The following is a 25086-nucleotide window of genomic DNA, read 5'->3' as shown; positions in this document are numbered from 1 at the left end:
GCTTCGGACGCTTCGGACGGTGTTTTCGACCGTCCGGCCGTCAGGTCCCGATCACCAGGCTGACCGTCGTCGTGGTCGAGCCGCCGATGTTCAGGGTCTGCACCGTCCTGGCGCCCTCGACCTGCATGTCGCCCGCTGTGCCCGTGGTCTGCTTGAAGGCGTCCAGCGCCATCCGCACCCCGGTCGCCCCGACCGGGTGACCGCAGCCGATCAGGCCGCCCGAGGGATTGATCGGCAGCTTGCCACCCATCTCGATGTCGCCCGCCTCGATCGCCTTCCAGCTCTCGCCCGGCGCGGTCAGGCCCAGGTGGTCGATGGCCATGTATTCGGTCATCGAGAAGCAGTCGTGGGTCTCCACCGCGTCGATGCCCGACAGGTCCAGGCCAGCCCGGGCGCGGGCGTCGTCGATGGCCCGCTTCACCTGCGGGAAGACATAGGACTGGCCCTCGCTGGCCCTGATCTTGCGGCCATAGTCGATGGGCGCGCAGCGGTGACCCCAGCCCTTGATCCGGGGCAGGCTCTCCAGCGGAATACCCCGCGCCCGCGCATACTCCGCCGCCCGTTCGGGCGAAGCCAGGACGATGGCGGCGGCGCCGTCCGTCACCTGGCCGCAATCGGTCTTGCGCACCCGCCCCTCGATCACCGGATTGGCCTCGTCGTCATTGCTGAAGCTGGCGGCGGTGAATTCGTATTTTCTGGTTTGGGCGTTTTTGTTGTTTTTGGCGTTGGCGAAATTGATCTGCGCAATTCGGCGCAGATGCTGTTCGTCGATGCCGTAGCGGCGGTCGTATTCCTCGGTCAGGTCCGAGAAGGCGCGCGGCCACGGATAGGTCGCGTCCAGATACTCGTGCCCGGCCCAGGCGGCGGCGCCCAGATGCTCGGCCGCCGTCACGCCCGGGACGTTGCGCATCATCTCCATGCCCAGCACCAGGGCCGTGCCGTAGCGGCCGCTCTCGATGTCGGCGGCGGCGGCCAGCACGGCCAGGCTGCCCGAGGCGCAGGCTGCTTCGTGCCGCGACGCCGGCATGCCGGTGAACCGCTCGTCCGCCATGGCGAAGAAGCCGCCCAGCATGCCCTGGCCGGTGAACAGGTCGCCGACGAAATTGCCGACGTGGCCGACGTCGATGTCTTCCGGATCCAGCCCCGTCTCCGCCAGGGCGCCGTGCACGGCCTCCGCGAAGCCGTCGCCGATCTCGAGGCCCTCGCGGGCGTAGTTGCGCGCGAAGTCCGACTGCCAGCCACCCAGGATGTAGGTCATGCGTCCGCTCCCTTACGCCGCCGCCTGCGCGGCCCACGTGGCCTGCGACGCGCGGATGGTTTCGCCTTGCGACCAGGTCGCGTGGGTCCCGCTGGACATCCGGCCCGGCAGGATGATCCGCGCCACCGGCCCCTCGGCCGGCTTGCGCGCATCATAGATCACGCACTCCGACCGGTTCTCGATCATGTCGGTGACATAGGTGATCAGATAACCGTCGTCCTCCTCCGTCGCGCCGATGCGCGGGGCGAAGCCGGGCTCCGAGCCGTAGCGCTCCGGACCGAAGTCGACGGTCCAGCTCTCGCCCGTGTCCATGTCGTGCTTGACCAGGCCGGTGAACAGGAACCAGCCGGGCTTGGACACGGCGCTGTAGGCGTATTTGTATTTCACGCCGGCGAACTGGTTGTTGATGACGCCGAACTCCAGCACCCGGTCGTCCAGCCGCGTCTCGGCCGTCGCGCCGGTCTTCAGGTTGAAGCGCCAGCGGTGCAGCTTCGGTTGAAGCATGTTCTGGTCCAGGAAGGTCATGATCCGCTCATGACCCGGCCAGGCGTCCGGGCTCGTCTTGGGCACCGGATTGTCCTGGAAATAGCCGTCCATGACGATCTCGTCCCCATCCTCCCAGGCGTTGAGGAAGTGCAGCACATAGGTCGCGTCGGCCTCGAACCAGCGCACGTCCTCGGCTCCGCCGAAGCGCGGAATGATGCCGAAGCGCGACTTCATGTCGGCGTGGAACCGCGCCGCGTGGATGCCCTTGGGCAGCAGGTCCTCTTCCCAGAACAGCGGGAAGTCGTTGAGGATCGAATAGTTGGTCGTGAAGGCCATGTCGTGCGGCAGGCGCGCGCCCGGTAGCGGCACGGGCGTGAAATGCTTCAGCTTGTTGTCCGGCCCGACCACGCCGTAGTGCATGTGGGGCGCGGTCTTGGAGTAGTTGAAGAACAGCAGCTCGCCGGTCTTCTCGTCCACCTTGGGGTGGGCCGAAATGCCTTCGGGCGGACACCAGTCGGCGCTCGGCAACTGCTCCATCGTATAGGGGTCGAGGCGGTATCCCTCGCCGCATTGGTAGAAGGTCGAGAGGATCGCCCCGGCATGGATGATGACGTCGGTCGAGGACGAATCCTTCAGCCCGCCGTGGGCGCCCCAGCCCGGCAGCTCCGACAGCGACGGATGCTCGGCCAGCCCGGCCCACAGCGCCCGTCCCGCCGCCTGTTCGGCCATGAAGCCCTTGGTGCGCACGAACCGGTTGCGATAGGCGGCCTTGCCGTCCCGCAGCACCATGGTGTGGATCATGCCGTCGCCGTCGAACGGGTGATAGCGGCCGATCGGCTCGTGCACCGGGTTCTCGGTGTTGCGCACATAGACGCCGTCGATGTCAGTGGGGATGGTCCCGATCACCGGCATGTCCTCGGCCGTGAACTCCTCATGCTGCGGCGTCCAGGCGCCGGTCATGTAGGGATGCTCGTTCGGCTGCAGCGTCGCCTTGAACGGTTCAAAGCCCATCGATCACTCCTTGCGGGCGCTCGCCCGGAACATAGTGGGTTGCGTTAGAATACCATCCTTGTCGTCGTTGGCGAGGGCTTTTAGTATCAATTCGAAAGCGACGCCGCGAATGGCGCGGACAGGGAGAACAGGACTATGGCGGATCACGTGTTTCCGGCGCTGGACTTTGACGGCCTGCGGCCGCCCAGCCCCTTCCTGACGCCCGAGCATGACGCCTGGCGGGCCCAGCTGCGCGGCTTCGTGGACGGCCATATCGCGCCCCACCTCAAGGACTGGGACGCCGCCTCCGACTTCCCCGACAGCCTCTATGTCGAGGCGGCCAAGGCCGGCATCTCCGGCATGGGCTTCCGCGAGGACCTGGGCGGGACCGGAGAGGACGTCGACCTGTACCACCGCATCATCTACGCCGAGGAGTTCTTCCGCCTGGGCTCCGGCGTCGTCTTCGCCGACCTGGCCACGCCCTGGATCGCCCTGCCGCCGATCATCAACGGCGGGACGCCTGAGATGCTGGACCGCGTCGCTCGCCCCGTGCTGGCCGGTCAGAAGAAGATCGCCTTTGCGGTCACCGAGCCCGGCGGCGGCTCCGACGTCTCGGGCTTCACCACCACGGCCGAGCGCCGCGGCGACGTCTTCGTCGTCAACGGCGGCAAGACCCTGATCTCGGGCGCCATGAAGGCCGACTTCCTGCTGACCGCCGTCCGCACCGGCGGCCCCGGTATGGGCGGCCTGTCCATGCTGCTGATCGAGACCGACCGGCCCGGCGTCACCCGCGGACCCGTGCCCGGCCTCCAATGGTACAACCGCAACAACGGCTGGCTTCAGTTCGACAATGTCGAGGTCCCCGTCTCCAACCTGATCGGGACCGAGAACCGCGGCTTCGCCGGGCTGGCCAGCCAGTTCAACATCGAGCGCTTCAGCGGCATCTCGGCGACGCTCGCCATGGCCCGCACCTGCATCGCCGAAGCGATCGCCTTCGCCCGCGAGCGCCAGACCTTCGGCAAGCGGCTGATCGACCACCAGTCGATGCGCCACAAGATCGTGGAGATGATCCAGCGCCTGAAGGCGGCCTACGCCTTCCTCGACATCCTGGTCTGGCGCTTCCAGCGCGGCGAAGCGCCGGTGGCCGACCTGGCCCTGCTCAAGGTGCAGGCCACGACCACCCTGGAGCACTGCGCCCGCGAAAGCCTGCAGGTCCTCGGCGGCCGCGCCTACACCGGCGACAACCGCGTCGAGCGCATCTATCGCGAGGCCCGCATCTTCGTCATCGGCGGCGGCTCCGAGGAGATTCTGCGCGACCTCGCCGCCAAGCAGATGGGATTCTAAACAAGAAGAGGCCCCGCCGACGGATCGGCGGGGCCAAGTTTTCAGGAAAACGCAGTCGCTTCAGAAGTCTCAGAAGTTCCGCCGCAGGGTGATCCCGTAAGTGCGGGGATCGCCGAGGAAGGCCGAGTACGAACCGGCCTGGAACGTGGCCGGAATGATGCGGCGATAGTAATCCTTGTCGAAGACGTTGCGGGCCCACAGGTCCACCGCCCAATCGCCGCCCTCATGCCGCAGCGAGAAGCGGGCGTTGGCCACCGAGAAGGCCTCCTGCACGCGGTTCGGGTCGAACCCGCCGGTGAAGAACTCGGAGCTGTAGCGGTTGTCGACATAGGCCACGCCGGTCAGGTCGCCCGAGATCGGGAACTCATAGGTGACTGAGGTCACGTTCACCCAGTCCGGCGACTGCTCCATCTCCTTGCCGGAATAGGTCGAGTTGCCGGGGCTGACCGGATAGTAGGCGTCCGTGTAGCTGAGGCCGTTGGTGATCGTCAGGCCGTCCATCGGCCGCCAGGTCACCTCGATCTCGGCGCCCTTGGTCACCGCCTCTTCCAGGCTGCGGACGACGAAGTTGACGCCCGTGTACTCGATCAGCTGGAAGCCCGAGAAGGTCTGATGGAAGACCGCCATGTTGGCGATCAGGCGGCGGTCGAAGAACTCGGTCTTCAGGCCGACCTCATAGGCGTCCACCGTCTCTTCCGAGAAGGCCAGATCCCGAGCGTTCGGCGTCGCCGGGGTGGTGAAGCCGGCGCGGTCGAAGTTGTAGCCGCCCGACTTGTAGCCCCGCGAATAGGAGACATAGCCGTTCACGTTCGGAGCGAACTCATAGGCCACATTGAAGGTGCCGGTGAAGGCGTCTTCGCTGCGCGAGTCGGTGTCGCCCGCCGGGTTCATCCGCGTGTCCCAGAAGGGCGCGCAGAAGCGGGTGATGCCCGGCGCGTCGCCGGTCGCCACGGCGCTGTCGCAGGCGGGGTTGAAGTTCTGCCCCCAGAAGTCGATCGACTTCTTGTTGTTGGTGTAGCGCAGGCCGGCGGTGACGCTGAGCTGGTCGGTGATGTTGAAGATGTTGTGAGTGAAGACCGAGATGTCCCGGCCGTTCTGCTCTCCCACGCCCCGCGCGCCGTCGCCGGGCCTGAAGGCGGCCAGGGTCGAGGCCTGGAAGGTGGCGGCGCCGCCGTAGATCAGCGGGTAGTCGGCGCCCATGCGGTAGGCGGAGTCGTTGCGGACATCCTCATCCGAATAGTAGGCCCCGACCAGCCAGTCGAGCATGCCGTGCGTGCCCTGCAGGCGCAGTTCCTGGGTGAAGACGTCGAAATTCTGGTGCAGACCGTCCGGGGCGAAGAAGCCCAGGTCGGCGCCCGAATGGTCGAAGTCCTGCGAACGCGAGGCTTCCCAGCTGCGGTAGGCCGTGACCGAGGTCAGGTTGGCCCAGCCGAGGTCCCAGTCGGCCTGGGCCGACAGACCCCAGTCGACGATGTTCTCGGAGTTGACCCGCCCGACGGTCTTGGACGCCTGCCGGTCGAAGGGATTGGTGCTGGTGTAGCCGATCTGCCCCCGCGCGGCGGACAGGCTGTTCACCAGTCCATAGGTCGGGCCGGCGATGGCCAGCACGGCGACGCAGCAGTTCTCTTCGCGGTTGGTGTAGTCGGCGCTGAACATCCAACGCAGGGTGTCGGTCGGCTCGTAGCGGAGCTTGGCCCGGATGAACTGACGATCCAGGTTGTCCAGGGTCTCCTGGCTGTTGGCGTCCGGATAGAAGCCGTCGCGGGTTTCCGAACTGGCTTCCACCCGGAGGGCGGCGTTGTCCGAAAGGGGGAGATTGACGGCGCCGGCCACGCGCATGTTGGAGAAGTCGCCGTAGGTGCCTTCAAGGCGGCCCTCGACGCCGGCGAAGCTGGGCGTCCGGGTGACGATGTTGATCAGGCCCGAGGAGGTGTTGCGGCCGAACAGGGTGCCCTGCGGTCCGCGCAGGACTTCGATCCGCTCCAGATCGCCGAGCTCGGACAGGGCCACGCCGGTCCGGGCGCGGGTCACGCCGTCGATCACCACCCCGACCGAGGACTCCAGGCCCGGGTTGGTGGAGGTGGTGCCGATGCCGCGGATGCGGATCGACGAGTCCGCGCCGCCGCCCGGGGTCTGGAACTGCACGCTCGGCGCCAGGCCGGTCAGTTCCCGGATGTCCGAGACGCCGGAGTTCTGAAGCTGCTGGGCGCCGATGGCGGTGACGGCCACGGGCACGTCGATGAGCCGCTCTTCCCGCTTGGTCGCGGTGACGATGACGTCATCGATCTGGGTCGCAGTGTCCTGCGACGGTGTTTGCGGAGCAGTCTGGGCCCATGCCGGCGATGCGCCGAGAGATGCGGCCAGAAGCAATGCGGATACGCTGATGGAACCTCGAATGGTCACGCCCTATCCTCCCATGAGCCCCCGTTTAGCCGAGGTGCTTCAGTGCTAGGTGTAACTTGCAGAACGAGACTGTCAAATAGCTTTTGTAATCAGACCAACATCTGTGCTTGATTGGGTTAAGGCTGTCACAGGGCCCTGGAACTCGTTCGCAAGACCGAAAATCCAAACCCCAAGCGACGCCAACCAGACCGGAAAACCGGCGGTATAACAGGGAGTTGAGGCGGACCCATGGAAACATCGGTCACACGTCACAGCGAACAGCCCGGCCCGTTTCCGCGGACCGCGAAATCGCTTGCCGGAATCCACCCGCCCGCCGGGGTCGGATCGGCAAGTCACTTTCATCTTTAGATTGATTGATGGACCGGACCTCGCCGATGACCAGTACGACGTCCCCTGAAGCCGCCGTCGCGGCGACCCCGCCCAAGCCCCGCGTCTGGCCCCATCCGGGGTGGGGCTGGTTCGCGGTCGCGGCCCTGATGGTGGCCTATACCTCCAGCTTCATCGACCGTCAGATCCTGAGCCTTCTCGTCGAGCCGATCCGCGCCGACCTGAATATCTCGGACACCCAGTTCAGTTTGCTGGCGGGCCTGGCCTTCTCGCTGTTCTACACCCTGATGGGGGTCCCCTTGGCCCGGCTGGCCGACCGGGGCAGCCGTCGCTGGATCATCTTCTTCGGCATTGTGATCTGGAGCATGATGACCGTCGCCTGCGGTCTGGCCAACAGCTTCTGGGCCCTGTTCGCCGCGCGGGTGGGGGTCGGCATCGGGGAGGCCGCGCTGTCACCGGCCGCCTATTCGATGATCTCGGACTACTTCCCGCCCCGCATGCGGGCCCGCGCGCTCGCGGTCTATTCGATGGGCCCCTACATCGGCGCCGGGCTAGCGCTGATGATCGGCGGCGGCGCGATCGACATGATCGCTCGGCACGGAGCCTTGGAGCTGCCGCTGGTGGGGACGCTGGCGCCGTGGCAGCAGACCTTCGTCCTGGTCGGCCTGCCCGGCCTGCTGATCGCCGCCCTGTTCCTGATCGTGCGCGAGCCGCCCCGGCACGGACTGGTCAAGGCTGACAAGAACGCCGGCGTGCTGAAGTTCATGTGGGCGCGCAAGAAGACCTTCTACGCCATGATCATCGGCTTCTCGATCTTCGGCATCGCCGGCATCTCCTACCTGGCCTGGATCCCGGCGGTTCTGATCCGGACGCATGGCTGGAGCGCGTCACAGGTCGGCTTCGCCTACGGCGCCATCCTGCTGCTGGCGGCGACACCCGGCGTCCTGGTCGGCGGCTGGCTGAGCGACTTCCTGGCCGCGCGCGGACGCAAGGACGCGCCGTTGTTCGCCGCCATCATCGGTCTGGTGTGCAGCATCCCCTTCGCCATCGCCACGCCCCTGATGCCCACCGCGACCTTGACCATCGCCTCGCTGGCGGGCTTCAGTTTCTTCGCCGGGGTGATGAACAGCCTGCCGGCGACCTCGCTGCAATCGGTGTCGCCCAACCAATTCCGGGCCCAGGTGACGGCCATCTACTTCCTGATCGGCAACCTGATCTCGTTGGCCGGCGGCCCGACGATCGTGGCGGCGATCAGCGACAGCCTGCTGGGCGGCCCCAAGCACATCGGCACCTCCCTCGCCATCGTCAGCGGCGTCTGCATCACCCTGGCCTCGGCCATCCTGATCAAGACCCTGCCCCATTTCCGCGCCAGCGTGGATGAGGCCGAGGAATGGCAGAGAGACGCCTCGTGAGCGGCCTGAAGCTTCCCTGGTTCGACCCGACGCCGCCGACGGCGGACGAATGCGTGATCCCGCGCCTGCTGGACCGCTACGCCGCCGAGACGCCGGACAAGGTCTTCATTCGCTATGAGACCGGCGAGACCTGGACCTGGGCCGAGACCCGGCTGAAGGCGTTGGAGACCGCCGCCGCCCTGCAGGCGCGCGGGGTGAAGAAGGGCGACATCGTCGCGGCCTGGGCCCCCAATTCGGCGGCGCTGGTGCGGTCATGGTTCGGCGCCAACTATGCGGGCGCGGCTCTCGCCCCGATCAACACCAGCTTCCGCGGCAAGCTGCTGGAGCATGCGGTCGGCAAGACCGGCGCCCGGCTGTTGATCGTCCATCCCGACCTGGTGGAGCGGCTGGAGGGCCTGTCGCTCGGCGCGGTCGAGGGGCTGATCCTGACCGGCGAGACGACCGGACCGGTCGACCTGGGTGTCGCGGTCGAGCCCGCCGCCGCCCTGATCGGAGACGCCTCGGCCTATGCCCGGGTCGAGTCCGATCCGTGGGACACGCCCGTCATCATCTTCACGTCCGGCACGACCGGTCCGTCCAAGGCGGTGCTGACCTCCTATGTGCAGGAGTGGACGACCGGCAAGGTCACCTACGGCTACATGCACGGCGGCGACCGGATGCTGGTCAACCTGCCCATGTTCCACGTCGGCGGCATCGCCGCGATCACGGCGGCGGTCGCCTGCGGCGGCTCGGTGGCCCTGTTCGAGGCCTTCGACACCCGACGCTTCTGGGACGTGATCCGCGAGACGGAATCGACCGTGTGCAGCGGCCTGATCGGCGCCCTGACCGCCTTCCTGATGAAGGAGCCGCCCAGGCCGGACGACCGGGACAACCCGTTGCGGATGGTGACCCTGGCCCCGATCACCGAGGACACGGTCGCGCTCGCCGAGCGGTTCGGCTTCGACTACATCTCGGGCTTCAACATGACCGAGGTTTCGGGGCCGCTGATCTGCGCGGTCAACGAGACGGTGATGCGCAGCTGCGGCCGGGCGCGCGAGGGCATGGAGTGCCGCATCGTCGACGCCTTCGACAATGAGGTTCCGCACGGCGAACCCGGTGAACTGGTCATCCGGGCTGACAGCCCGTGGACCCTGAGCCACGGCTATCTGGGCGACCCGGAGGCGACGGCGGAGGCGTGGCGCAACGGCTGGTTCCACACCGGCGACCTGATGCGTCGCGACGCCGAGGGCTGCTTCTTCTTCATCGACCGCAAGAAGGACGCCATCCGGCGGCGGGGCGAGAACATGTCGTCGCTGGAGATCGAGATCGAGGTTTGCGGCCATCCCGCCGTGCGCGAGGCGGCCGCCTATGGCGTCGATTTGCCGGGCGGGGAGCAGGAGGTGATGGTGACGGTCGCCCCGGTCCCGGGCGCGACCATCGATCCGAAGGAACTGATCGAATACCTGATCCCACGCATGACCCACTTCATGGTGCCACGCTATGTGCGGGTCGAGGCGGAGCTACCCAAGACGCCCACCAACAAGATTCAGAAGACGGGTTTGAGGGCGGAAGGAATCACGCCGGAGACCTTCGATCGGGAGGCCGCCGGACTGACGGTCCGCAGACAGAAACTCACCACAGCTTGAATCCCGTTCGGCGAGACCGCTAAGACAAGCCATGGCTTCCCAAAGCGCGACGAAGACCCGGCTGGTTCCCAAGAGTTCCCTGAACCGGGCGCTGAACGCGCTCGGCGACCGATGGAGCCTGCTGATCGTTCAGGAGGCCTTCCTCGGGGCCACGCGGTTCGAGGAGTTCCACGAGCGGCTGGGCGGCGCCCGCAGCACCCTGTCCAGCCGGCTGCAATCGCTGGAGCGGCACGACATCCTCGAGAAGCGCCCGCACAAGGACGAGGGCGCGCGCATGGCCTACCACCTGACGCCGCGCGGGCTGGACCTGTTCGACAGCATGATCCTGATGTGGGGCTGGGGCGTGCGCTGGGGCGTGGCCGGACGCCGCGCGCCGACGGTCTTCATCCACGAGGTCTGCGGCAAGCCCATGCTGCCCGAGGTGCGCTGCACCGCCTGCGGCGAACTGCTGACGCTGCGCAGCTGCAGCTTCGTGCCCGGCCCGGGTCAGGGGATGGAGAAGCTTCCCGTCCAGCGCATGCACCGCAAGCGCCAGCCGACCGACACGACGCCGGTGCTGGAGCTGGTTGACCTGCTGGGCGACCGCTGGACCGGCTTGGTGGTCAGCGTCCAGTATTTCGGCATCCACCGCTTCGACGAGATGCAGAACATGCTGGGCATCGCGTCCAACATCCTGACCGACCGGCTGCGCACGCTGGAGAACGCGGGCATCTTCGAGCGGCGGCTCTATGAGATCACCCCGCCCCGGTACGAGTACCGGCTGACCAAGAAGGGGCTGGATCTGTATCCCCACGCCCTGACCATGCTGACCTGGGCCGACGCCTGGCTGAGGGACAAGGCGGGACCACCCGTGCGCATCCGGCATGAGTGCGGCGCGGCCCTGAGCAGCGAGGTCGACTGCAGCTGTTGCAAGGGACGGCTGAAGATGGCCGACGTGCTGTTGAAGCCCGGCAAGGGCCACACGATCACCTGACCGGCCGCCGATCACCCGGACGTGAAAGTTCGGGTTTGAAAGCGTCCTTCGCGTCGCTTGCATAAGCAAACTTATCGTCCTAGCGTTCTTCCAACGACAAGAACGGGAGCGACGCCATGGGCGAACATATGAAGGTGGTCGAGGCCATGATGGCCGCGTGGAAGAAGCGCGACGTGGAGGGCTTCATCGCCACCCTGTCCGACGACATCGAGTACCACTGGCACCCCACCAAACGTCCCGCCATCGGCAAGGACAAGATGCGAAAATTCCTGGCCAACTATGAGCAGGGCTTTGATCAGCAGGAATGGCGGATCGTGCACTCGGCCGAGGCCGGAGAGGTGCTGTTCGTGGAAGGCATGGAAGTCCTGGTCGACCGCTCGACCGGGGTGAAGATGGACAATCCCTTCGTCCAGGTCTTCGAGGTCCGCGACGGCCTGATCCGCCGCATGCGCGATTATTATGACACCTCGCAGGTGCACGCCCCGGCCAAGCCGGACGCCGCCAAGGCTTCCGCGTGAGCACGCCGATCGAGCGCCTGCGGGCGCTGATGGAGGTCTCGGGGCGTCGCGACAAGGCGGCGTTCCTGGACTTCTTCGACCCCGCCATCGAGTACCACTATCACGTCGGCACCCGCCCCCTGATCGGGGTCGAGTGGGTCGACAAATTCATCACCCGGTACTGGGCCAACCACTCCGAGACGGAGTGGGTCCTGTCCAGCTGGGCGCAGAACGAGACCCAGGTCCTGACCGAGGGTCGCGAAGACTATGTCAACGCCGACGGCGTGAAGGTGTCCCACCCCTACATGGGCATCATCGAGTTCGGGCCGAACGGGAAGATCACCGCCTGGCGCGACTATTTCCAGATGAAGGACCCGGCCGCGACGGGATGAGACCTAGGTCTCGATCCGTTCGGCTCTGAGGGCTCCGCGACGCACCTTGCCGGCGTCGTCGCGGAGCCTTTCGGCGGTCGCCTCGAAGCTGCGCGGCTGCTTGTAGCGGGCGATGCGTTCGGCGAGGAAGGCGGTCAGCGCCGCCTCGTCCAACCGCCCGTCCGCCGTCTCGACGATGGCGTGGACGCGCTGGCCCAGATCGTTGTCCGGCAAGCCGATGACCACGCTGCACTGGACGCCCGGGAAGGCGTCGATGGCCGCCTCGATCTCGGCCGGATAGACGTTGGCGCCGCCCGACAGGATCATGTCCACGCGGCGGTCGGCCAGGAACAAATAACCGTCGGCGTCCAGCCGTCCCATGTCGCCCAGGGTCTCGAACTCGCCCACGGCCTTGGGCTCGGCGCCGAGGTAGCGATAGGTGGTCCCCTGCCCCCGCAACGGGCGGAAGAAGATCTCGCCGACCTCGTCCACGTCGCAGGGCGAGCCGTCCGCGCGCAGCACCTGCATCTCGTAGCCGGGCAGGACCCGTCCGACCGAGCCGGGCTTGCTCAGCCACTGCAGGCCGTTGATGCCCGTTCCGCCCATGGCCTCGGTGCCGGTATAGAGCTCCCACACCGTCTCGGGGCCGACCCAGTCGATCCAGGCGCGCTTCAGCCACGGCGGACACGGCGCGGCGATGTGCATGACGGCGTCCAGGGACGAAATGTCGTAGCGGGCCTTCACCTCGTCCGGCAGGGCCCAGATGCGGTGCATCATGGTCGGCACCTGGAAGAGCCAGCGGACCCTGTGCCGCTCGATCAGGCGCAGGGCCGCCTCGGCGTCGAAGCGCGGCATCAGCACCACGTGCAGGCCCCACCCCAGGGCGAAGCAGGTCATGCCGAAGGGGGCGGCGTGATAGAGCGGCCCGGGATTCATCAGCACGTCGTCGTCCGGCAGCATGCCCAGCAACGGCTTGTCCGGGTCGGCCACGCCCGGCGACATATCGACGATGACCTTGGGCCGGCCGGTGCTCCCGCCCGAGGCGATGGCTTTCAGATGCGGCGCGATCTTCTCCGGCAGGGGACCGTCGTCCGCCGCCGGGTCGAAGGTGTCGGCTTCCGCGAAGGCGGGCCAACCCCCGGCTTTGGCCACCTCGTCCATGATCACCAGCCGGGGCTTCAGCAGGTCGAGGATGCCTTCCAGCTCCGCCGCCGGCAGCTTGTGCGACAGGGGAGCGGGGGTGGCGCCCAGGGCCCAGACGGCGAAGGCCAGCTCGAGGAAGGCCGGGGTGTTGGGCAGGGCGATGGCGACGAAGTCTCCCGCCTCCACGCCCAGCCGCGCCAGGGTTCGGGCGCGGCGATTAACCCGCGACGCCAGCTCGGCGCGGGTCTGGGTCTCGCCTTCGAAGGACAGGGCCGGGCGATCCGGATCGCGGGCCGCCTGGATGTCCAGGAGGGCGCCCATGCCCCGGGGCGACATCTCGCCGATCCCCGGGGTGGACATGACGCGTGGCGTGGCTGGACGCTTCACCCGACCTCCGGAGCGGCCTTCCCCGCCGGTTTGGGCGGCCAGGGAATGAGGGAACTGGTGCGGGCGATATACTCCGCATAGCCGGGGCGCTGATAGGTCAACCGCTTCTCGTAGGACGGCCCGCCGCTGTATTTCACGAACATCAGCAGCAGGAGCAGCGGCCCGACGATGGAGGCGACGCCGATCAGGCCGGTCTCCGCCGCGATGGCCCACAGGCCGAACCAGACGCACAGGTCGCCGAAGTAGTTGGGGTGGCGGGTGTAGCGCCACAGACCGGCGTCCAGCACCTTGCCCTCATTGGCCTTGTTCGCCTTGAAGCGGACCAGCTGGAAGTCGGCCAGGCTCTCGAACAGGATGCCGAAGACGACCAGGCCGGCGCCGATCCAGCCCAGCGTGCCGATGGCCGCGGGCGTGGTCGACAGCTGGCCCAACTGGACCGGCATGCTGACGATCCACAGGATCGGGGCCTGGAACATGAAGACCAGCCGCCACGAGGCGACGGGGAAGCTCCAGCCCTTGGTCTCCTGCGCGCGGCTGAGCATCTTCACGTAGCGACGGTCGGGCCCGTGCGAGCGCCAACGCCACAGAATGTAGAGGCCCAGGCGCAGGCCCCAGATGGAGGCAAGCACGAGCAGAAGCTGCATCCGCGCATCGGCGCCGTCGGCCTGGAAGAAGGTGGTCACCGCCATGAAGGCCAGCCCCAGCGCCCACCAGGCGTCGACGAAGGTGACGTCCTTCAGCGCGCAGCCGATGGCCCAGAGGATGACGAAGGACGCGATACAGATCCCGAGGTTGATCCCCAGGATCATGGCGATCTCCTGAACAGCAGGCATTGAACTTCCCTCCCCTTGTGGCGCCGGCGCTAGCGGCCGGTCGACGGTTCCTTGACGAAGACGGCCTTGGCCATCTGGCGCTCCAGCCCCTTGGGATCGCGGGCCTTGGCGGCGCGCATCTCGATGGCGAAGCGGTCGGTGTCGATCTCATCCGTGCCGCGGGTGATGCCGCGCATGGCGGCCCGAGCCACGTCCTCGGGCGCCTCCTTGGCCCCCTTCACGTGCGCGGCCATGCGGGTGTCGACCGAGCCGACGATCAGCGAGGTGACGGTCGTGCCCTGCCCGGCCAGTTCGGCGCGGATGCAGGTCCCGGCGGCGCGCATGGCGAATTTGGACGGGCTGTAGCCGCCCATGTTCGGCGCGGCGAGGATGCCGCCGACCGACAAGACGTTCAGGATCGCGCCGCCGCCGTTGGCCTTGAGGATCGGGGCGAAGGCGCGGGCCATGGCGACCGGGCCGAAATAGTTGACCTCCATCTCCTCGCGCGCGGCCGACAGGTCGTCGGCGCCGATCAGGAGCTGGTTGTTGAAGGCCCCGGCGTTGTTGACCACGACCGACACGTCGGGACAGGCGGCCGCCGCGGTCGTGATCTGCTCCGGCTTCGACACGTCGAGGCGCACCGCGACGACGCGGCCGGGAAACTCATCCTCGAGATGTTTCGCCGAGGCGGGATCACGGGCGCCGGCGTAGACCCTGGCCGCCCCTTCCTGCATCAGCACGCGGACGAAGGCCTCGCCGATCCCGCGATTGGCGCCGGTGACGATGGCGGTGCAGCCCTGAACTTCCATGATCGGACCTCAGGCGGCGGTGTAGATGATGTCGTCGGGCTTCTTGGCGCCGCGACGCAGTTGGGTCGGATCATTGGTGATCGCCCCGCGCGCCCAGGTCTCCGAGATCTCGTGTTCCTCGTTCCACTCCCAGCACATGGTGCGGCGCAGGATCCGCCATTCCTCCCCGCGCTTTTCCATCTGGTCGACGCAGCGGGCCAGGGTGCGGGTGTCGAACAACTCGCCCTTCACCTTCAGGCGCGAGGCGGTGAGGATGTAGCATTCGGCCGTCGCCGTGGTCGGGCTCTTCAGCTGGATGACCAGGTTCATGGCCAGATGGTTCATCAGCCCGGCCTTGGGCAGGCGTTCCTTGACGACGGCGACCCATTCCGACGCCGGGCCGTTGAAGGTGCCGCCGTGATCCTCCCAACCGTCAGGCCAGTAGGCGCGCTCGACCAGTTCCGCGTCGGCGCGGTCGCAGCCGCGCAGGAACAGCAGCAGCGTCTCCTCGATCGCCTTCTTGTCGAGAAGCGCCTGCACCTCGGGATCACGGTCGGCCATGGTCGTTTCCTCGGTTCGTTCTTTTTAGTCTTTGAATGAAAGTGACATGACTTTTGTTAGCGGGCAACCCGCCGTCAAAGGCGGAGCAGGCCCGGCGGCGCCGCGACCACGCGCGGAATGGCGTCCAGCACCATGGCGGCGACCGCGAACTGCTCGGGCTTGGTGCGCACGCCCTCCGGCGCGGTGTCGACCAGGTCCATGGCGATCTTCAGCCCGGGCAGGCCGTCGACCTCGATCCGCCAGTGCGGCTTGCCGGCGAAGGCCGGATCGGCCGGGTCCATGATCCAGTTGACCTCGTGGGTGATGCGGCGGACGCCGTCGATGAGGCCGTGCACCCGCCAGGTGGTGGCCGCGACCGTCCCGACCGGGATCACCCCCGCCGCGACCGTCAGGTCCCGGCCGGCGAGCCGCAGTTCGTGGTCGGACTGATAGCCGTCCAGCGTCAGGCCGATGCGCCGGGCCAGGCCCTCGACGCTCTGGGCGAACATGCCGTCGAAGGTGCGCGCCAGGGGCCCGTCGACCAGGTCGATGCTCGCCGGATCGGCGCCGAAGCCGAGCGCGCCGAAGACGTAGTCGGGGTTGGGAACCGTCGCGCAGTCAATGATTTCGCGGGTCGCGACATTGCGATGCGACAGGCACAGGGCCACCGCCTGGACCGCCATGCGCTCGGCCACCCAGCCCGGGTTCACCCCGGTTCCGGCCAGGGTCGCGCCGCCCTTCAGTGCGCTCTCCGACAGGGTCGCCGCATAGTCGGCGCCCAGGGCCGTGGGCTCGAAGTAGTTGTTGATCGAGATGACGTTCTTGCCCGCCTCCAGCAGACGCCGGACGTCAGCGTCGTGCCCGTCATAGGGATCGGACAACATCGGACAGTGCAGCACCACGTCGGCGTCCAGCGCCAGGATGTCCTCGATGGCGCGGGTGGCGATCACACCGGTCGGATCGCGCCGCGCGATGTCCCCGGCGTCCCGCCCGGCCTTGGCCGCGCCATAGACGAACAAACCGACCAGATCGAAGCGCGGATCGTCGATCACGGCCCGCAGGCAAGCCCGCCCCATGGAGCCGGTCGCCCACTGGATCACGCGGATCGGTCTGGTCATGCGAAGCGGATCCTGTGACTTGCGATTCCGAACCGATACGCCATCAGTCCAGAAACGCAAGCCGGTTGCCAAGCCGCCTTGCTTGATTAGTATGCTTACGAAAGCGACGACGAGCGCGCTTTGGAGGATATCCGATGGCTGAGTTGCCCTTCCTGCAAGCCCTTATGAAATCTGTGAATTTCTATGCACGCTTCGCGCCGTCCTTCACCCGGGTCGGCTACATCGCTCGCGGCCTGCCGTTCAAACCGGTGCGCGCGGACTATTCCGGACAGACCTGGCTGGTCACCGGGGCGACGGGCGGGCTGGGGCGTGCGGCGACCCTGAGGGCGGTGCGCAAGGGCGCCACGGTCCACGCGGTCGGGCGCAACGTCGCCGCACTGGAGGCGCTGCAGGCCGCGGCGAAAGGCGCGTCCGGACAAATCGTTCCGGTCGTCTGCGATCTGTCATCGATGCGGGCGGTGTCCGACCTGACCCGGCGGCCTGAGATCGCGGCCCTGCGGGTCGACGTGCTGGTCAACAATGTCGGCCTGCTGATGCGGTCCTACCAGGCGACCGCCGAGGGGCTCGAGACCTCCTACGCCACCAATCTGCTGGGGCACTACATCCTGACCGAGCAGATGCACGCTGAGGGCCTGCTGGCCTCGGAAGCGGCGATCATCAATGTGGTTTCGGGCGGCCTGTACAATCTGCCGCTGACCAAATCGATGCTGAACATCCCGGAAGAGAAGTTCAACGGCTTCGCCGCCTACGCGGCCCACAAGCGGGCCCAGGTGGCGCTGACCGAGCACTGGCGGGCGACCTTCGCCGACATCGGCGCGAGGACCTATGCGGTCCATCCGGGTTGGGCCGACACGGCGGGGGTGAAGACTTCCCTGCCCAAATTCCGCAAGATCCTGGCTCCAATCCTGCGCAACGACGACGAGGGCGCCGACACCATCGACTGGCTGGCCGCGACCCGTCCGCCGGAGGTGGTCGACGAGATCTGGTTCGACCGCAAGCCGCGCACCGCGCACGCCTATCCGCACACGCGCAACCCGAGGGCGACCCCGGCGGACATCGTCGCCTTCCTAGAACGCGACCGGCAGACGCTGGTCGGCTGACCGAGGGTTGGTGCGGGCGGTCGGACTCGAACCGACACTCCAGAGGAACCGGATTTTAAGTCCGGCGCGTCTACCATTTCGCCACGCCCGCGGCGGTGTTCTGTCTCAGTGCGCCGCCGCCGTCGCCGGACGCATGGCCCGGAAGTCGACGTTGGAGTCGGCGACCAGATAGACGAGCGCGGCCCAGGCGGCGACGTTCTGGCTCAGCTGGGCCGGATCGATCTTGTCCAGGGTGTCGTCGGCGGTGTGGTGCAGGTCGAAATAGCGGGTGCCGTCCTGGTTCAGGCCGAACACCGGCACGCCCGCCTCCGCCAGCGGACCGACATCGGCGCCGCCGTGCAGTTCGGGATCGGGCGAGGGCAGGACGCCGATCGGATACAGCACCCGGCCCGCGATCTTGGCGAAGTCCGAGCCCTGGGCGCCGGGCGGCAGGCCGAGGGCGTAGACGCGGTCGGCGCCGAAGTCGCTCTCGCCGGCGATGATGTGCTGCTCCACCGCCGCGCCGATGCCGCGCAGATAGGCGCCGCCGCCGTTGCCGGTGTCGGTCGGCTGGGACACTTCTTCGGAGCCGTACAGGACCACCCGCACCGTCCGCGCCGGGCGGCGGCCGCTTTCGGCGATGGCCTTGGCGGCGGCGAGGGTGATGGCCCCGCCCGCGCCGTCGTCGATGGCGCCGGTGCCCAGGTCCCAGCTGTCCATGTGCGAGCCCAGCACGATCACCTCATTGGGGCGCGAGGCGCCGGTGATCTCGCCGACGACGTTCTGAGACACCGTCTCATAGGTGTGGGCCGTGGAGGACAGGCGCAGGCGGACGGTCTCGCCGCCGGCGATCAGGCGCGACAGCTGGCTGGCGTCGGGGGCCGAAAGGGCGAAGCCCGGCAGGGGCACGCGCCCCTCGACGTAGCGAGTGGTGCCGGTGTGCGGCATGCGGTGCTCGTCCGAACCGACCGAGCGCATGATGAAGGCCACCGCGCCCTTGGCGGCCGCCGCGCCCGGACCGGCGCCGCGAATGCGGGTCAGGGGGCCATAGCCGGCGCCGTCCTGCATGCGCACCATCTGGCCCGCGTCGACATAGGCGATCTTGCCCGCCAGAGAGCCGGCGGGAGCGGCGTTCAGGGCCTCAAGGCTGGTGAAGCGCACCACCTCGGCCTCGATCACGCCGTTGGTGCCGGGCGAGTGGCCCAGGGCGGCGACGACCAAACGCTGCGGACGGTCGCCGACGATGGAGGCGCTCTCCTCGCCGCGTTCCCAGCCGACGAGGGGGAAGGTCTCGATGCGCACGTTCTGGAAGCCGTGTTCGCGCATGTAGCCGGCGGCCCAGGCGGCGGCGTCCTGCTCGGACTTCGACCCGGCCGGACGCGCGCCGAAGCGGGTCGTCAGCCGGGTGACGTAGTCCAGGGCGATGTTCTGCTGGAGCGCCGCGTCGCGGATGCGCTCGGCCCGCTGGACGGTCGCGGCGTCCTGCGCCGCGGCGGGAAGGGCGAAGGTCAGCGCCAGGGCGCTGGCGGCGAGAAGACGGGCGGACAGGCGCATGACGGCTCCGAAGGACTCAGCAACGAGGCCGGGACCCTAGACCGCCGTTTCCGGAGCGGGAAGCATCGGCGGCCGCAGTTTTCCCGCTGCCGCCATAAGGGCGACTACTCGCCCTTGACCCAAACCTCGACCGGACCCTGCAGCTTGACGGTGAGGGCCTTGCCGCGGCGGTCGACGCGGTTGCCGACGGCCAGGCGGACCCAGCCTTCCGAGATGCAGTATTCCTCGACATTGGTCTTCTCTTCGCCCTTGAAGCGGACGCCGATGCCCTGCGCCAGGATGTCGGCGTCGTGGAAGGCGCTGTCGGGATCGACGGACAGGCGGTCGGGAAGGTCGGTCATGGTGGGGCTCTTCAGCAAATCAGCCGCCGCCTTTAGCCGGTCCGCCGCCCGGCTCCAAGCTCTTGACCTGACGCGGGGTCAATCGACTAGGTTCGTTGCAAATCAATACGGACTCAATTCCCGACCATGGCCGCGACCGATCTGATCATCCGCGACTTCATCGCCCCGGCGACCGACGGCTACCCGCTGGCGATGCGGCTGGTCTCGGCGCCGGCGCCGACCGTGGCCGTGCTGGTGAGTTCCGGGACCGGCTTCCCCAAGGGCTTCTACGACCGCTTCGCCCGGCATCTGGCGAACCGCGGCGCGGCGGTGCTGACCTATGATTTCCGGGGCATAGCCGGGTCCCGGCCCGACGATCTGGCGGCGATGAAGATGGACTATGTCGACTGGGGCCGTCTGGACATGCCCGCCGCGCTGGACGCCCTGATCGAGGCCGCGCCGGGCCTGCCGGTCGTCCACGTCGGCCACAGCGTCGGCGGCCATTTCCTCGGCTTCATGGCCAACCAGGACCGCATCGCGAAACACGCCTTCGTCTCGGTCGGCAGCGGATACTGGGGACGCCACCACCGGTCCTACAATCCGATGGAACTGTTCTTCTGGTTCGGCTTCGGCCCGTGGAGCCTAGCGCGGCACGGCTATATCAAGGGCGGCGGACTGTGGGCCGGGACCGATCTGCCGCGTGGCGTCTGGGAGACCTGGCGGCGCTGGTGCCTGAAAGAGCCCTATTTCCTCAACGAGTTGAAGGACCGGCTGAAGCCCCATCATTTCGACGCCGTCACGGCCCCGATCCGGTCATGGATCTTCACCGACGACCCCATCGCCACGCCAGTCACCTCGCCGATCCTGCTGCAGATCTACTCGAACGCCCCGCGCGAGATGAGCGTCCATGCCCCGGCCGATTTCGGCGTGAAACGGATCGGCCACGAGGGCGCGTTCCGCAAGGGGATGGAGGGTTTGTGGGACCAGATGTTCGACTGGCTGCTTGAACCCGGGCCGTCCGCACATAGGTAAGCGCACCCTTCCCGGAGCGTTCCCCATGACCGACCAGCCCACGATCACCGTCGACGGCCACACCATCCCCCTGCTGGGCTTCGGCACCTGGAACCTGACGCCCGAGGATGCGCGCCGAATGGTCGCCAAGGCCCTGCGCATCGGCTACCGCCACATCGACACCGCCTGGATCTACCAGAACGAGGCCGCCGTCGGGGACGGCATCCGCGACGCCATCGCCGCCGGCCATGTGAAGCGCGAGGACATCTGGCTGACCACCAAGATCTGGGTCGCCCACTTCGACCGCGCCGGCCTGCTGAAGCAGGCGAAGGAGTCAGTCGAGAGCCTGGGCTTCACGCCCGACCTGCTGCTGCTCCACTGGCCCAAGACCGAGCCGGCGTTCGAGGAGACGCTGGGCGCGCTCAATGAGGCGCTGGAGCAAGGGCTGACCCGCAGCATCGGCCTGTCCAACTTCCCGTCAGCCGAGTTCGCCCGCGCCCAGAGCCTGTCCAAGGCGAAGCTGATCACCAACCAGGTCGAGTATCACCCCTATCTGAAGCTGACGAAGCTGATCGCGGCGGCCAAGGCGCTCGGCTCGTCGATCACCGCCTGGTCGCCGCTGGCCCAGGGCAATATCGCCGACGATCCGACCCTGAACGCGATCGGGAAGGCGCACGGCAAGTCCGCCGGCCAGGTCACCCTGCGCTGGCTGATCCAGCAGGACATCATCGCCATCCCGCGCACGACCAAGGTCAGCCGCGCCGAGGAAAGCTTCGACATCTTCGACTTCCAGCTGTCGTCCGAGGAGATGGATCGCATCCATGCGCTGGCTCGCCCGGACGGCCGCCTCGGCGACTGGCTCGACAAGGCCTTCCAATGGGATGAAGAATGGGCCTGAGGCGTTCCACCTGAGAGGACGCCCTCTGGGAGTATCGGCGCTCAAGCAGGCGAGCGCCGATAGCGCCAAGGGAGAAGACCATGGGTTCGGTGCTGGGTTTCCCCGGCGTCGATCCGTCGGACGCGGCGGTCGGCGCAAGACTGAAGCGGTGGCGCGAAGAGCGCGGCTGGAGCGTGGAAGATATGGCGCGCCTGCTGGACATGACCCCGGAAGAGGAGCGCCGCGCCGAGGCCGGTCGGGCGCACCTGGACAGCCTGCGCATCGGCGCGGCCACCGCCGCCCTGCGCCTGCCGCTGTGGGCGCTGGTGTCTGACTCGAGGGCCTACTGATGGGGGCGGCCAGAGCCTACCGCGCGGTCTTCGCCCTGGTCGGCTGGTTCGCCATCGCCCTGCAATACTGGCTGACGCTGACCGGCGACAGCGGCAAGAGCATTGGCGAGCTGACGCTGAACTTCTTCAGTTATTTCACCGTCCTGATGAATGTGGTCGTGGCGCTGGCCCTGACCGCCCCGGCGTTGTTCCCGAACAGCGCCCTGGGCCGCTGGAGCCTGAGCGAGGGCGTCCGGGCGGCGGTGGCGATGTTCATCGCCGTGGTCGGCCTGACCTACCATTTCCTGCTTTCCCACGTCTGGGACCCGCAGGGCTGGCTGTTCGTGTCGAACGGCCTGCTCCACTACGTCATGCCGATCGCCTTCGTGCTGGACTGGCTGATCTTCACGCCCAAGGGCCGGCTGTGCTGGAGCGACGCGGTGAAGTGGCTGTCGGTCCCGCTGGTCTACATCGTCTGGACGGTGATCCACGGCTACGCCTCCGACTGGTGGCCCTACTGGTTCGTGAACCTGCCGGAACTCGGCGTCGCCAAGGCGGCCTTCTGGTTCACGGCCATGCTGGCCCTGTTCCTTGTCGTCGGCCTGATCATCGTGGCGATCGACCGCACCATCGGACGACGTGACAGGACGCGCGTCGCCGCTTAAGCGAAGCCATGGCCTACAAATCGCTGCGCGACTTCATCGACATCCTCGAAGCCGAGGGCGAACTGGTGCGCGTCAGCGAGCCCGTCTCGACCCACCTCGAGATGACCGAGATCCAGACCCGTCTCCTCCGGAACGGCGGACCAGCGGTGATCTTCGAAAAGCCGGTCATGCCGGACGGCTCGATCAGCCCCATCCCCTGCCTGGCCAATCTGTTCGGCACGGTGAAGCGCGTGGCCATGGGCGTGACGCTGGAGAAGAAGAGCCGCACCACCGCCGCCGAACTGCGCGAGGTCGGCGAACTGCTGGCCTTCCTGAGGAACCCGACCCCGCCGCGCGGTCTGGGCGACGCCATGGAGATGCTGCCGCTGGCCCAGACGGTCATGGCCATGCGGCCCAAGGTCGTGAAGACTGCGCCGGTGCAGCAAGTGGTGCTGAAGGGCGACCAGATCGACCTGACCAGCCTGCCCATCCAGGGCTGCTGGCCGGGCGAGCCCGCACCGCTGATCACCTGGGGCCTGGTGGTCACCAAAGGGCCGTCCGAGGCGCGCGAGGACGACTTCAACCTGGGCATCTACCGCATGCAGGTGCTGGGCAAGGACAAGGCCATCATGCGCTGGCTGGCCCATCGCGGCGGGGCCCAGCACTACGCCCGGCACAAGAAGGCCGGATCGAAGGACCCCCTGCCCTGCGCTGTCGTTCTCGGCGCCGATCCGGGCACGATCCTGGCGGCGGTCACGCCGGTGCCGGACACCCTGTCGGAGTACCAGTTCGCCGGTCTGTTGCGCGGCGCCAAGGCCGAACTAGTCCCCTGCAAGACCGTGCCGCTGATGGTCCCGGCCAACGCCGAGATCGTGCTGGAAGGCCATGTCCTGCTGGACGAGCACGCGGCCGAGGGCCCCTACGGCGACCACACCGGCTACTACAACTCGGTCGAGACCTTCCCGGTGTTCCAGGTCACCGCCATCACCATGCGGCGCGACCCGATCTATCTGACCACCTTCACCGGCCGTCCGCCGGACGAACCGAGCGTGCTGGGCGAGGCGCTGAACGAGGTCTTCATCCCCCTGCTGCGCCAGCAGTTCCCCGAGATCACCGACTTCTGGCTCCCGCCCGAGGGCTGCAGCTATCGCATCGCCGTGGTCTCGATGAAGAAGGCCTACCCCGGCCACGCCAAGCGGGTGATGCTGGGCGTCTGGAGCTATCTGCGCCAGTTCATGTACACCAAATGGGTGATCGTCGTGGACGACGACATCGACGCCCGCGACTGGAAACAGGTCATGTGGGCCATTTCCACCAAGATGGACCCGGCGCGTGACATCACCCTGATCGAGAACACCCCGATCGACTATCTGGACTTCGCCAGCCCCGAAAGCGGACTGGGCTCGAAGATCGGCCTGGACGCCACGGACAAGTGGGAGCCGGAAACCAAGCGGGAATGGGGTGAGGAGATCCGCATGGAGCCGGACGTGGTCGAGCGCGTATCGGAGATGTGGGGCCGTCTCGGGCTACCCGGCGACGGGACGCCGATCTGGAAATAGCCGTCTGTTGCACTGAAGACGCGATCATTTCCGAATGTGTCGAAAAATCGCTTTTCAGATGACGAAACGGTAATCTAGAAACAGGGTCAGTGATCTTCCCGGAAGGCCCACCCATGAAACACGCTCTTATCGCCGCCCTGGCGCTCGCTCTCGCGACGCCAGTGGTCACCATTCCCGCTCCCGCGGACGCCCAGGTTCTGACTGGCCGTAACAGCGCCCGCGCCTCGCGTCCGCGCCGCGCGACGCCGCCGCGCCTGTCGCAGGCCGAGCAGCAGCAGCTCTGGGAAGCCCAGGACCTGGTCACCGACCTGAACGCAGCGATCGAGTCCCTGCAGGCCGACGCGGCCGCCGCAGGCGGCCTGACCGACGCGCAACGGGCCGAGATCGACGGCCACACCGTCCGTCGCAACGAGGCTCAGGCCACCGTCGATCGCCTGATCGCCAAGCGGAACGGCTGAGCCTCAGGCTTCAAAGCACCGAATTGAACGGGGCGGCGGTGATCTCATCGTCGCCCCGTTTTTCGTTCCCGAGACGTCCCAAGGGGTGACGTGGAACCGGCGGGCCCATAGGGTCACGCTTCGCCGGTCGGGGGGTCTATGAGCGCGTTCGAGTTCTTCTTCAGCTTCTATGGCCTGTTGCTGGGCCTGTCGGTGGCCGAACTGGTCGGCGGCTTCGCCCGCATCCTGCAGGAGCGGGAGCGGGTGCGCTTCGGCTGGCTGACCCCGCTGCTGGCGACCTTCGTGGCCTTGGATGTCGCGACGTTCTGGAACCAGGCCTGGGTCATCTTCCGCGGCGCGCCGTTCAGCCACGCCCTGTTGATCGCGGGCCTGATCATCGCCGCCACCTTCTATGTCGCCGCCAGCATGGCCTTCCCCCGCGTGTCCGCCGAAGGTCATCACGAGCGGATCGATCTGGATGAGCATTTCTGGAAATCCCGGCGGCTGGTCTTCGGCTGCATCATGACCGCCAACCTCATCGTCGGCTTGCTGTTCCTCGGCTTGATGTCCGTGAACGAGGGCTTCGCCGCCCTGTCGACGACGCGGCTGTGGGTCGGTTTCGGCATCTTCTTCACCACGACCGCCGTCGCGGCCTTCGCGCCGTGGCGACGGGCCGTGATCGGCGCCCTCCTGATCGTTCTGGCCTACAGCCTGTGGACGTTGTCGATGTCCGCCATTCACCTGCTGTCCACCGGCGCCTGGTCGCCCGCGCTGGGCGTCACGGGCTGACGCCCGGATCGCT

Annotated in this window: 24 protein-coding genes and 1 tRNA gene; 14 read left to right on the top strand and 11 right to left on the bottom strand. The window is 67.4% G+C overall.

What is annotated here, in order from left to right; genetic code table 11:
* Window positions 1-40: 40 nt before the first annotated feature.
* Window positions 41-1258, bottom strand: coding sequence for an acetyl-CoA acetyltransferase (locus tag AC1RRF_RS02065; protein ID WP_492832345.1), 1218 nt, complete (start codon window positions 1256-1258; stop codon window positions 41-43).
* Window positions 1259-1270: 12 nt separating this feature from the next.
* On the bottom strand, window positions 1271-2755 hold the full coding sequence (locus tag AC1RRF_RS02060) for a carotenoid oxygenase family protein (RefSeq protein WP_492832343.1): 1485 nt from the start codon (window positions 2753-2755) through the stop codon (window positions 1271-1273).
* A gap of 135 nt (window positions 2756-2890) precedes the next feature.
* Between AC1RRF_RS02060 and AC1RRF_RS02055 the strand changes: the two genes are divergently transcribed.
* On the top strand, window positions 2891-4078 hold the full coding sequence (locus tag AC1RRF_RS02055) for an acyl-CoA dehydrogenase family protein (protein WP_492832341.1): 1188 nt from the start codon (window positions 2891-2893) through the stop codon (window positions 4076-4078).
* Window positions 4079-4147: 69 nt separating this feature from the next.
* Here AC1RRF_RS02055 and AC1RRF_RS02050 read toward each other — a convergent pair whose 3' ends face one another.
* Window positions 4148-6481 carry a TonB-dependent receptor gene (locus AC1RRF_RS02050; RefSeq protein WP_492832339.1) on the bottom strand — a complete coding sequence of 778 codons (2334 nt, stop codon included), beginning with the start codon at window positions 6479-6481 and terminating at the stop codon, window positions 4148-4150.
* A gap of 374 nt (window positions 6482-6855) precedes the next feature.
* Here AC1RRF_RS02050 and AC1RRF_RS02045 point away from each other — a divergent pair, with 374 nt between their 5' ends.
* The 5 genes from AC1RRF_RS02045 to AC1RRF_RS02025 all read left to right on the top strand — a co-directional run bounded on the left by AC1RRF_RS02045 (window position 6856) and on the right by AC1RRF_RS02025 (window position 11707).
* Window positions 6856-8220, top strand: a complete 1365-nt coding sequence (locus AC1RRF_RS02045; protein ID WP_492832337.1) for a spinster family MFS transporter — start codon at window positions 6856-6858, stop codon at window positions 8218-8220.
* Window positions 8217-9845, top strand: a complete 1629-nt coding sequence (locus AC1RRF_RS02040) for an AMP-binding protein (protein ID WP_492832335.1) — start codon at window positions 8217-8219, stop codon at window positions 9843-9845. The genes AC1RRF_RS02045 and AC1RRF_RS02040 overlap by 4 nt, the downstream gene beginning before the upstream one ends.
* 31 nt (window positions 9846-9876) lie before the next feature.
* Complete coding sequence (locus AC1RRF_RS02035) at window positions 9877-10818, top strand: winged helix-turn-helix transcriptional regulator (RefSeq protein ID WP_492832333.1); 942 nt, start codon at window positions 9877-9879, stop codon at window positions 10816-10818.
* Between the two features lie 116 nt (window positions 10819-10934).
* The gene (locus tag AC1RRF_RS02030; RefSeq protein ID WP_291832716.1) at window positions 10935-11336 is read left to right on the top strand and encodes a nuclear transport factor 2 family protein; all 402 of its coding nucleotides are present in this window, start codon (window positions 10935-10937) and stop codon (window positions 11334-11336) included.
* On the top strand, window positions 11333-11707 hold the full coding sequence (locus tag AC1RRF_RS02025; protein WP_492832331.1) for a nuclear transport factor 2 family protein: 375 nt from the start codon (window positions 11333-11335) through the stop codon (window positions 11705-11707). Before AC1RRF_RS02030 ends, AC1RRF_RS02025 begins: the two co-directional genes overlap by 4 nt.
* 3 nt (window positions 11708-11710) lie before the next feature.
* On the opposite strand, the gene AC1RRF_RS02020 is transcribed toward AC1RRF_RS02025, so the two are convergent.
* From AC1RRF_RS02020 to AC1RRF_RS02000, 5 genes are all read right to left on the bottom strand, one after another.
* Window positions 11711-13189: an AMP-binding protein gene (locus tag AC1RRF_RS02020; protein ID WP_492832329.1), complete on the bottom strand. Its 1479-nt coding sequence runs from the start codon at window positions 13187-13189 to the stop codon at window positions 11711-11713.
* 23 nt (window positions 13190-13212) lie between these two features.
* Window positions 13213-14049 carry a DUF1295 domain-containing protein gene (locus tag AC1RRF_RS02015; RefSeq protein WP_492832327.1) on the bottom strand — a complete coding sequence of 279 codons (837 nt, stop codon included), beginning with the start codon at window positions 14047-14049 and terminating at the stop codon, window positions 13213-13215.
* A 29-nt stretch (window positions 14050-14078) separates the two neighbouring features.
* Window positions 14079-14837, bottom strand: a complete 759-nt coding sequence (locus tag AC1RRF_RS02010; protein WP_492832325.1) for an SDR family oxidoreductase — start codon at window positions 14835-14837, stop codon at window positions 14079-14081.
* A 9-nt stretch (window positions 14838-14846) separates the two neighbouring features.
* The gene (locus AC1RRF_RS02005) at window positions 14847-15377 is read right to left on the bottom strand and encodes a nuclear transport factor 2 family protein (RefSeq protein WP_492832323.1); all 531 of its coding nucleotides are present in this window, start codon (window positions 15375-15377) and stop codon (window positions 14847-14849) included.
* A 74-nt stretch (window positions 15378-15451) separates the two neighbouring features.
* Complete coding sequence (locus tag AC1RRF_RS02000) at window positions 15452-16474, bottom strand: NAD(P)H-dependent amine dehydrogenase family protein (RefSeq protein ID WP_492832321.1); 1023 nt, start codon at window positions 16472-16474, stop codon at window positions 15452-15454.
* Between the two features lie 134 nt (window positions 16475-16608).
* Between AC1RRF_RS02000 and AC1RRF_RS01995 the strand changes: the two genes are divergently transcribed.
* Window positions 16609-17574: an SDR family NAD(P)-dependent oxidoreductase gene (locus AC1RRF_RS01995; RefSeq protein ID WP_492832319.1), complete on the top strand. Its 966-nt coding sequence runs from the start codon at window positions 16609-16611 to the stop codon at window positions 17572-17574.
* 8 nt (window positions 17575-17582) lie between these two features.
* Here AC1RRF_RS01995 and AC1RRF_RS01990 read toward each other — a convergent pair.
* The 3 genes from AC1RRF_RS01990 to AC1RRF_RS01980 all read right to left on the bottom strand — a co-directional run bounded on the left by AC1RRF_RS01990 (window position 17583) and on the right by AC1RRF_RS01980 (window position 19448).
* A tRNA-Leu gene (locus tag AC1RRF_RS01990) sits at window positions 17583-17665 on the bottom strand.
* Between the two features lie 14 nt (window positions 17666-17679).
* Window positions 17680-19107, bottom strand: a complete 1428-nt coding sequence (locus AC1RRF_RS01985; protein WP_492832317.1) for a M20/M25/M40 family metallo-hydrolase — start codon at window positions 19105-19107, stop codon at window positions 17680-17682.
* Between the two features lie 104 nt (window positions 19108-19211).
* Window positions 19212-19448: a DUF3297 family protein gene (locus tag AC1RRF_RS01980; RefSeq protein WP_291838985.1), complete on the bottom strand. Its 237-nt coding sequence runs from the start codon at window positions 19446-19448 to the stop codon at window positions 19212-19214.
* 126 nt (window positions 19449-19574) lie between these two features.
* Here AC1RRF_RS01980 and AC1RRF_RS01975 point away from each other — a divergent pair, with 126 nt between their 5' ends.
* The 7 genes from AC1RRF_RS01975 (at window position 19575) to AC1RRF_RS01945 (ending at window position 25073) form a co-directional block, all read left to right on the top strand.
* Window positions 19575-20459, top strand: coding sequence for an alpha/beta hydrolase family protein (locus tag AC1RRF_RS01975; protein WP_492832315.1), 885 nt, complete (start codon window positions 19575-19577; stop codon window positions 20457-20459).
* 25 nt (window positions 20460-20484) lie between these two features.
* A complete protein-coding gene (locus AC1RRF_RS01970; RefSeq protein WP_492832313.1) occupies window positions 20485-21336 on the top strand; it encodes an aldo/keto reductase in 852 nt (283 codons plus the stop codon).
* A gap of 80 nt (window positions 21337-21416) precedes the next feature.
* Window positions 21417-21665 carry a helix-turn-helix domain-containing protein gene (locus AC1RRF_RS01965; protein ID WP_492832311.1) on the top strand — a complete coding sequence of 83 codons (249 nt, stop codon included), beginning with the start codon at window positions 21417-21419 and terminating at the stop codon, window positions 21663-21665.
* Complete coding sequence (locus AC1RRF_RS01960) at window positions 21665-22309, top strand: Pr6Pr family membrane protein (protein ID WP_492832309.1); 645 nt, start codon at window positions 21665-21667, stop codon at window positions 22307-22309. The genes AC1RRF_RS01965 and AC1RRF_RS01960 overlap by 1 nt, the downstream gene beginning before the upstream one ends.
* An 8-nt stretch (window positions 22310-22317) precedes the next feature.
* Window positions 22318-23847, top strand: a complete 1530-nt coding sequence (locus tag AC1RRF_RS01955; RefSeq protein ID WP_492832307.1) for a UbiD family decarboxylase — start codon at window positions 22318-22320, stop codon at window positions 23845-23847.
* Window positions 23848-23960: 113 nt separating this feature from the next.
* On the top strand, window positions 23961-24305 hold the full coding sequence (locus AC1RRF_RS01950; protein ID WP_492832305.1) for a hypothetical protein: 345 nt from the start codon (window positions 23961-23963) through the stop codon (window positions 24303-24305).
* Window positions 24306-24443: 138 nt separating this feature from the next.
* The gene (locus tag AC1RRF_RS01945; RefSeq protein WP_492832303.1) at window positions 24444-25073 is read left to right on the top strand and encodes a hypothetical protein; all 630 of its coding nucleotides are present in this window, start codon (window positions 24444-24446) and stop codon (window positions 25071-25073) included.
* Window positions 25074-25086 lie beyond the last annotated feature (13 nt).

It is taken from the genome of Brevundimonas sp. GW821-FHT12C05, assembly GCF_058807475.1.
The sequence above is the reverse complement of the archived record's forward strand: the minus strand, read 5'-3'. Positions and strand labels throughout refer to the sequence as shown.

Coding starts and splice junctions, on each gene's coding strand:
- AC1RRF_RS02065 (WP_492832345.1), bottom strand. CDS start 1,258: ATGACCTACATCCTGGGTGGCTGGCAGTCGGACTTCGCGCGCAACTAC.
- AC1RRF_RS02060 (WP_492832343.1), bottom strand. CDS start 2,755: ATGGGCTTTGAACCGTTCAAGGCGACGCTGCAGCCGAACGAGCATCCC.
- AC1RRF_RS02055 (WP_492832341.1), top strand. CDS start 2,891: ATGGCGGATCACGTGTTTCCGGCGCTGGACTTTGACGGCCTGCGGCCG.
- AC1RRF_RS02045 (WP_492832337.1), top strand. CDS start 6,856: ATGACCAGTACGACGTCCCCTGAAGCCGCCGTCGCGGCGACCCCGCCC.
- AC1RRF_RS02035 (WP_492832333.1), top strand. CDS start 9,877: ATGGCTTCCCAAAGCGCGACGAAGACCCGGCTGGTTCCCAAGAGTTCC.
- AC1RRF_RS02030 (WP_291832716.1), top strand. CDS start 10,935: ATGGGCGAACATATGAAGGTGGTCGAGGCCATGATGGCCGCGTGGAAG.
- AC1RRF_RS02020 (WP_492832329.1), bottom strand. CDS start 13,189: ATGTCCACCCCGGGGATCGGCGAGATGTCGCCCCGGGGCATGGGCGCC.
- AC1RRF_RS02015 (WP_492832327.1), bottom strand. CDS start 14,049: ATGCCTGCTGTTCAGGAGATCGCCATGATCCTGGGGATCAACCTCGGG.
- AC1RRF_RS02010 (WP_492832325.1), bottom strand. CDS start 14,837: ATGGAAGTTCAGGGCTGCACCGCCATCGTCACCGGCGCCAATCGCGGG.
- AC1RRF_RS02005 (WP_492832323.1), bottom strand. CDS start 15,377: ATGGCCGACCGTGATCCCGAGGTGCAGGCGCTTCTCGACAAGAAGGCG.
- AC1RRF_RS02000 (WP_492832321.1), bottom strand. CDS start 16,474: ATGACCAGACCGATCCGCGTGATCCAGTGGGCGACCGGCTCCATGGGG.
- AC1RRF_RS01995 (WP_492832319.1), top strand. CDS start 16,609: ATGGCTGAGTTGCCCTTCCTGCAAGCCCTTATGAAATCTGTGAATTTC.
- AC1RRF_RS01985 (WP_492832317.1), bottom strand. CDS start 19,107: ATGCGCCTGTCCGCCCGTCTTCTCGCCGCCAGCGCCCTGGCGCTGACC.
- AC1RRF_RS01980 (WP_291838985.1), bottom strand. CDS start 19,448: ATGACCGACCTTCCCGACCGCCTGTCCGTCGATCCCGACAGCGCCTTC.
- AC1RRF_RS01975 (WP_492832315.1), top strand. CDS start 19,575: ATGGCCGCGACCGATCTGATCATCCGCGACTTCATCGCCCCGGCGACC.
- AC1RRF_RS01970 (WP_492832313.1), top strand. CDS start 20,485: ATGACCGACCAGCCCACGATCACCGTCGACGGCCACACCATCCCCCTG.
- AC1RRF_RS01965 (WP_492832311.1), top strand. CDS start 21,417: ATGGGTTCGGTGCTGGGTTTCCCCGGCGTCGATCCGTCGGACGCGGCG.
- AC1RRF_RS01960 (WP_492832309.1), top strand. CDS start 21,665: ATGGGGGCGGCCAGAGCCTACCGCGCGGTCTTCGCCCTGGTCGGCTGG.
- AC1RRF_RS01955 (WP_492832307.1), top strand. CDS start 22,318: ATGGCCTACAAATCGCTGCGCGACTTCATCGACATCCTCGAAGCCGAG.
- AC1RRF_RS01950 (WP_492832305.1), top strand. CDS start 23,961: ATGAAACACGCTCTTATCGCCGCCCTGGCGCTCGCTCTCGCGACGCCA.
- AC1RRF_RS01945 (WP_492832303.1), top strand. CDS start 24,444: ATGAGCGCGTTCGAGTTCTTCTTCAGCTTCTATGGCCTGTTGCTGGGC.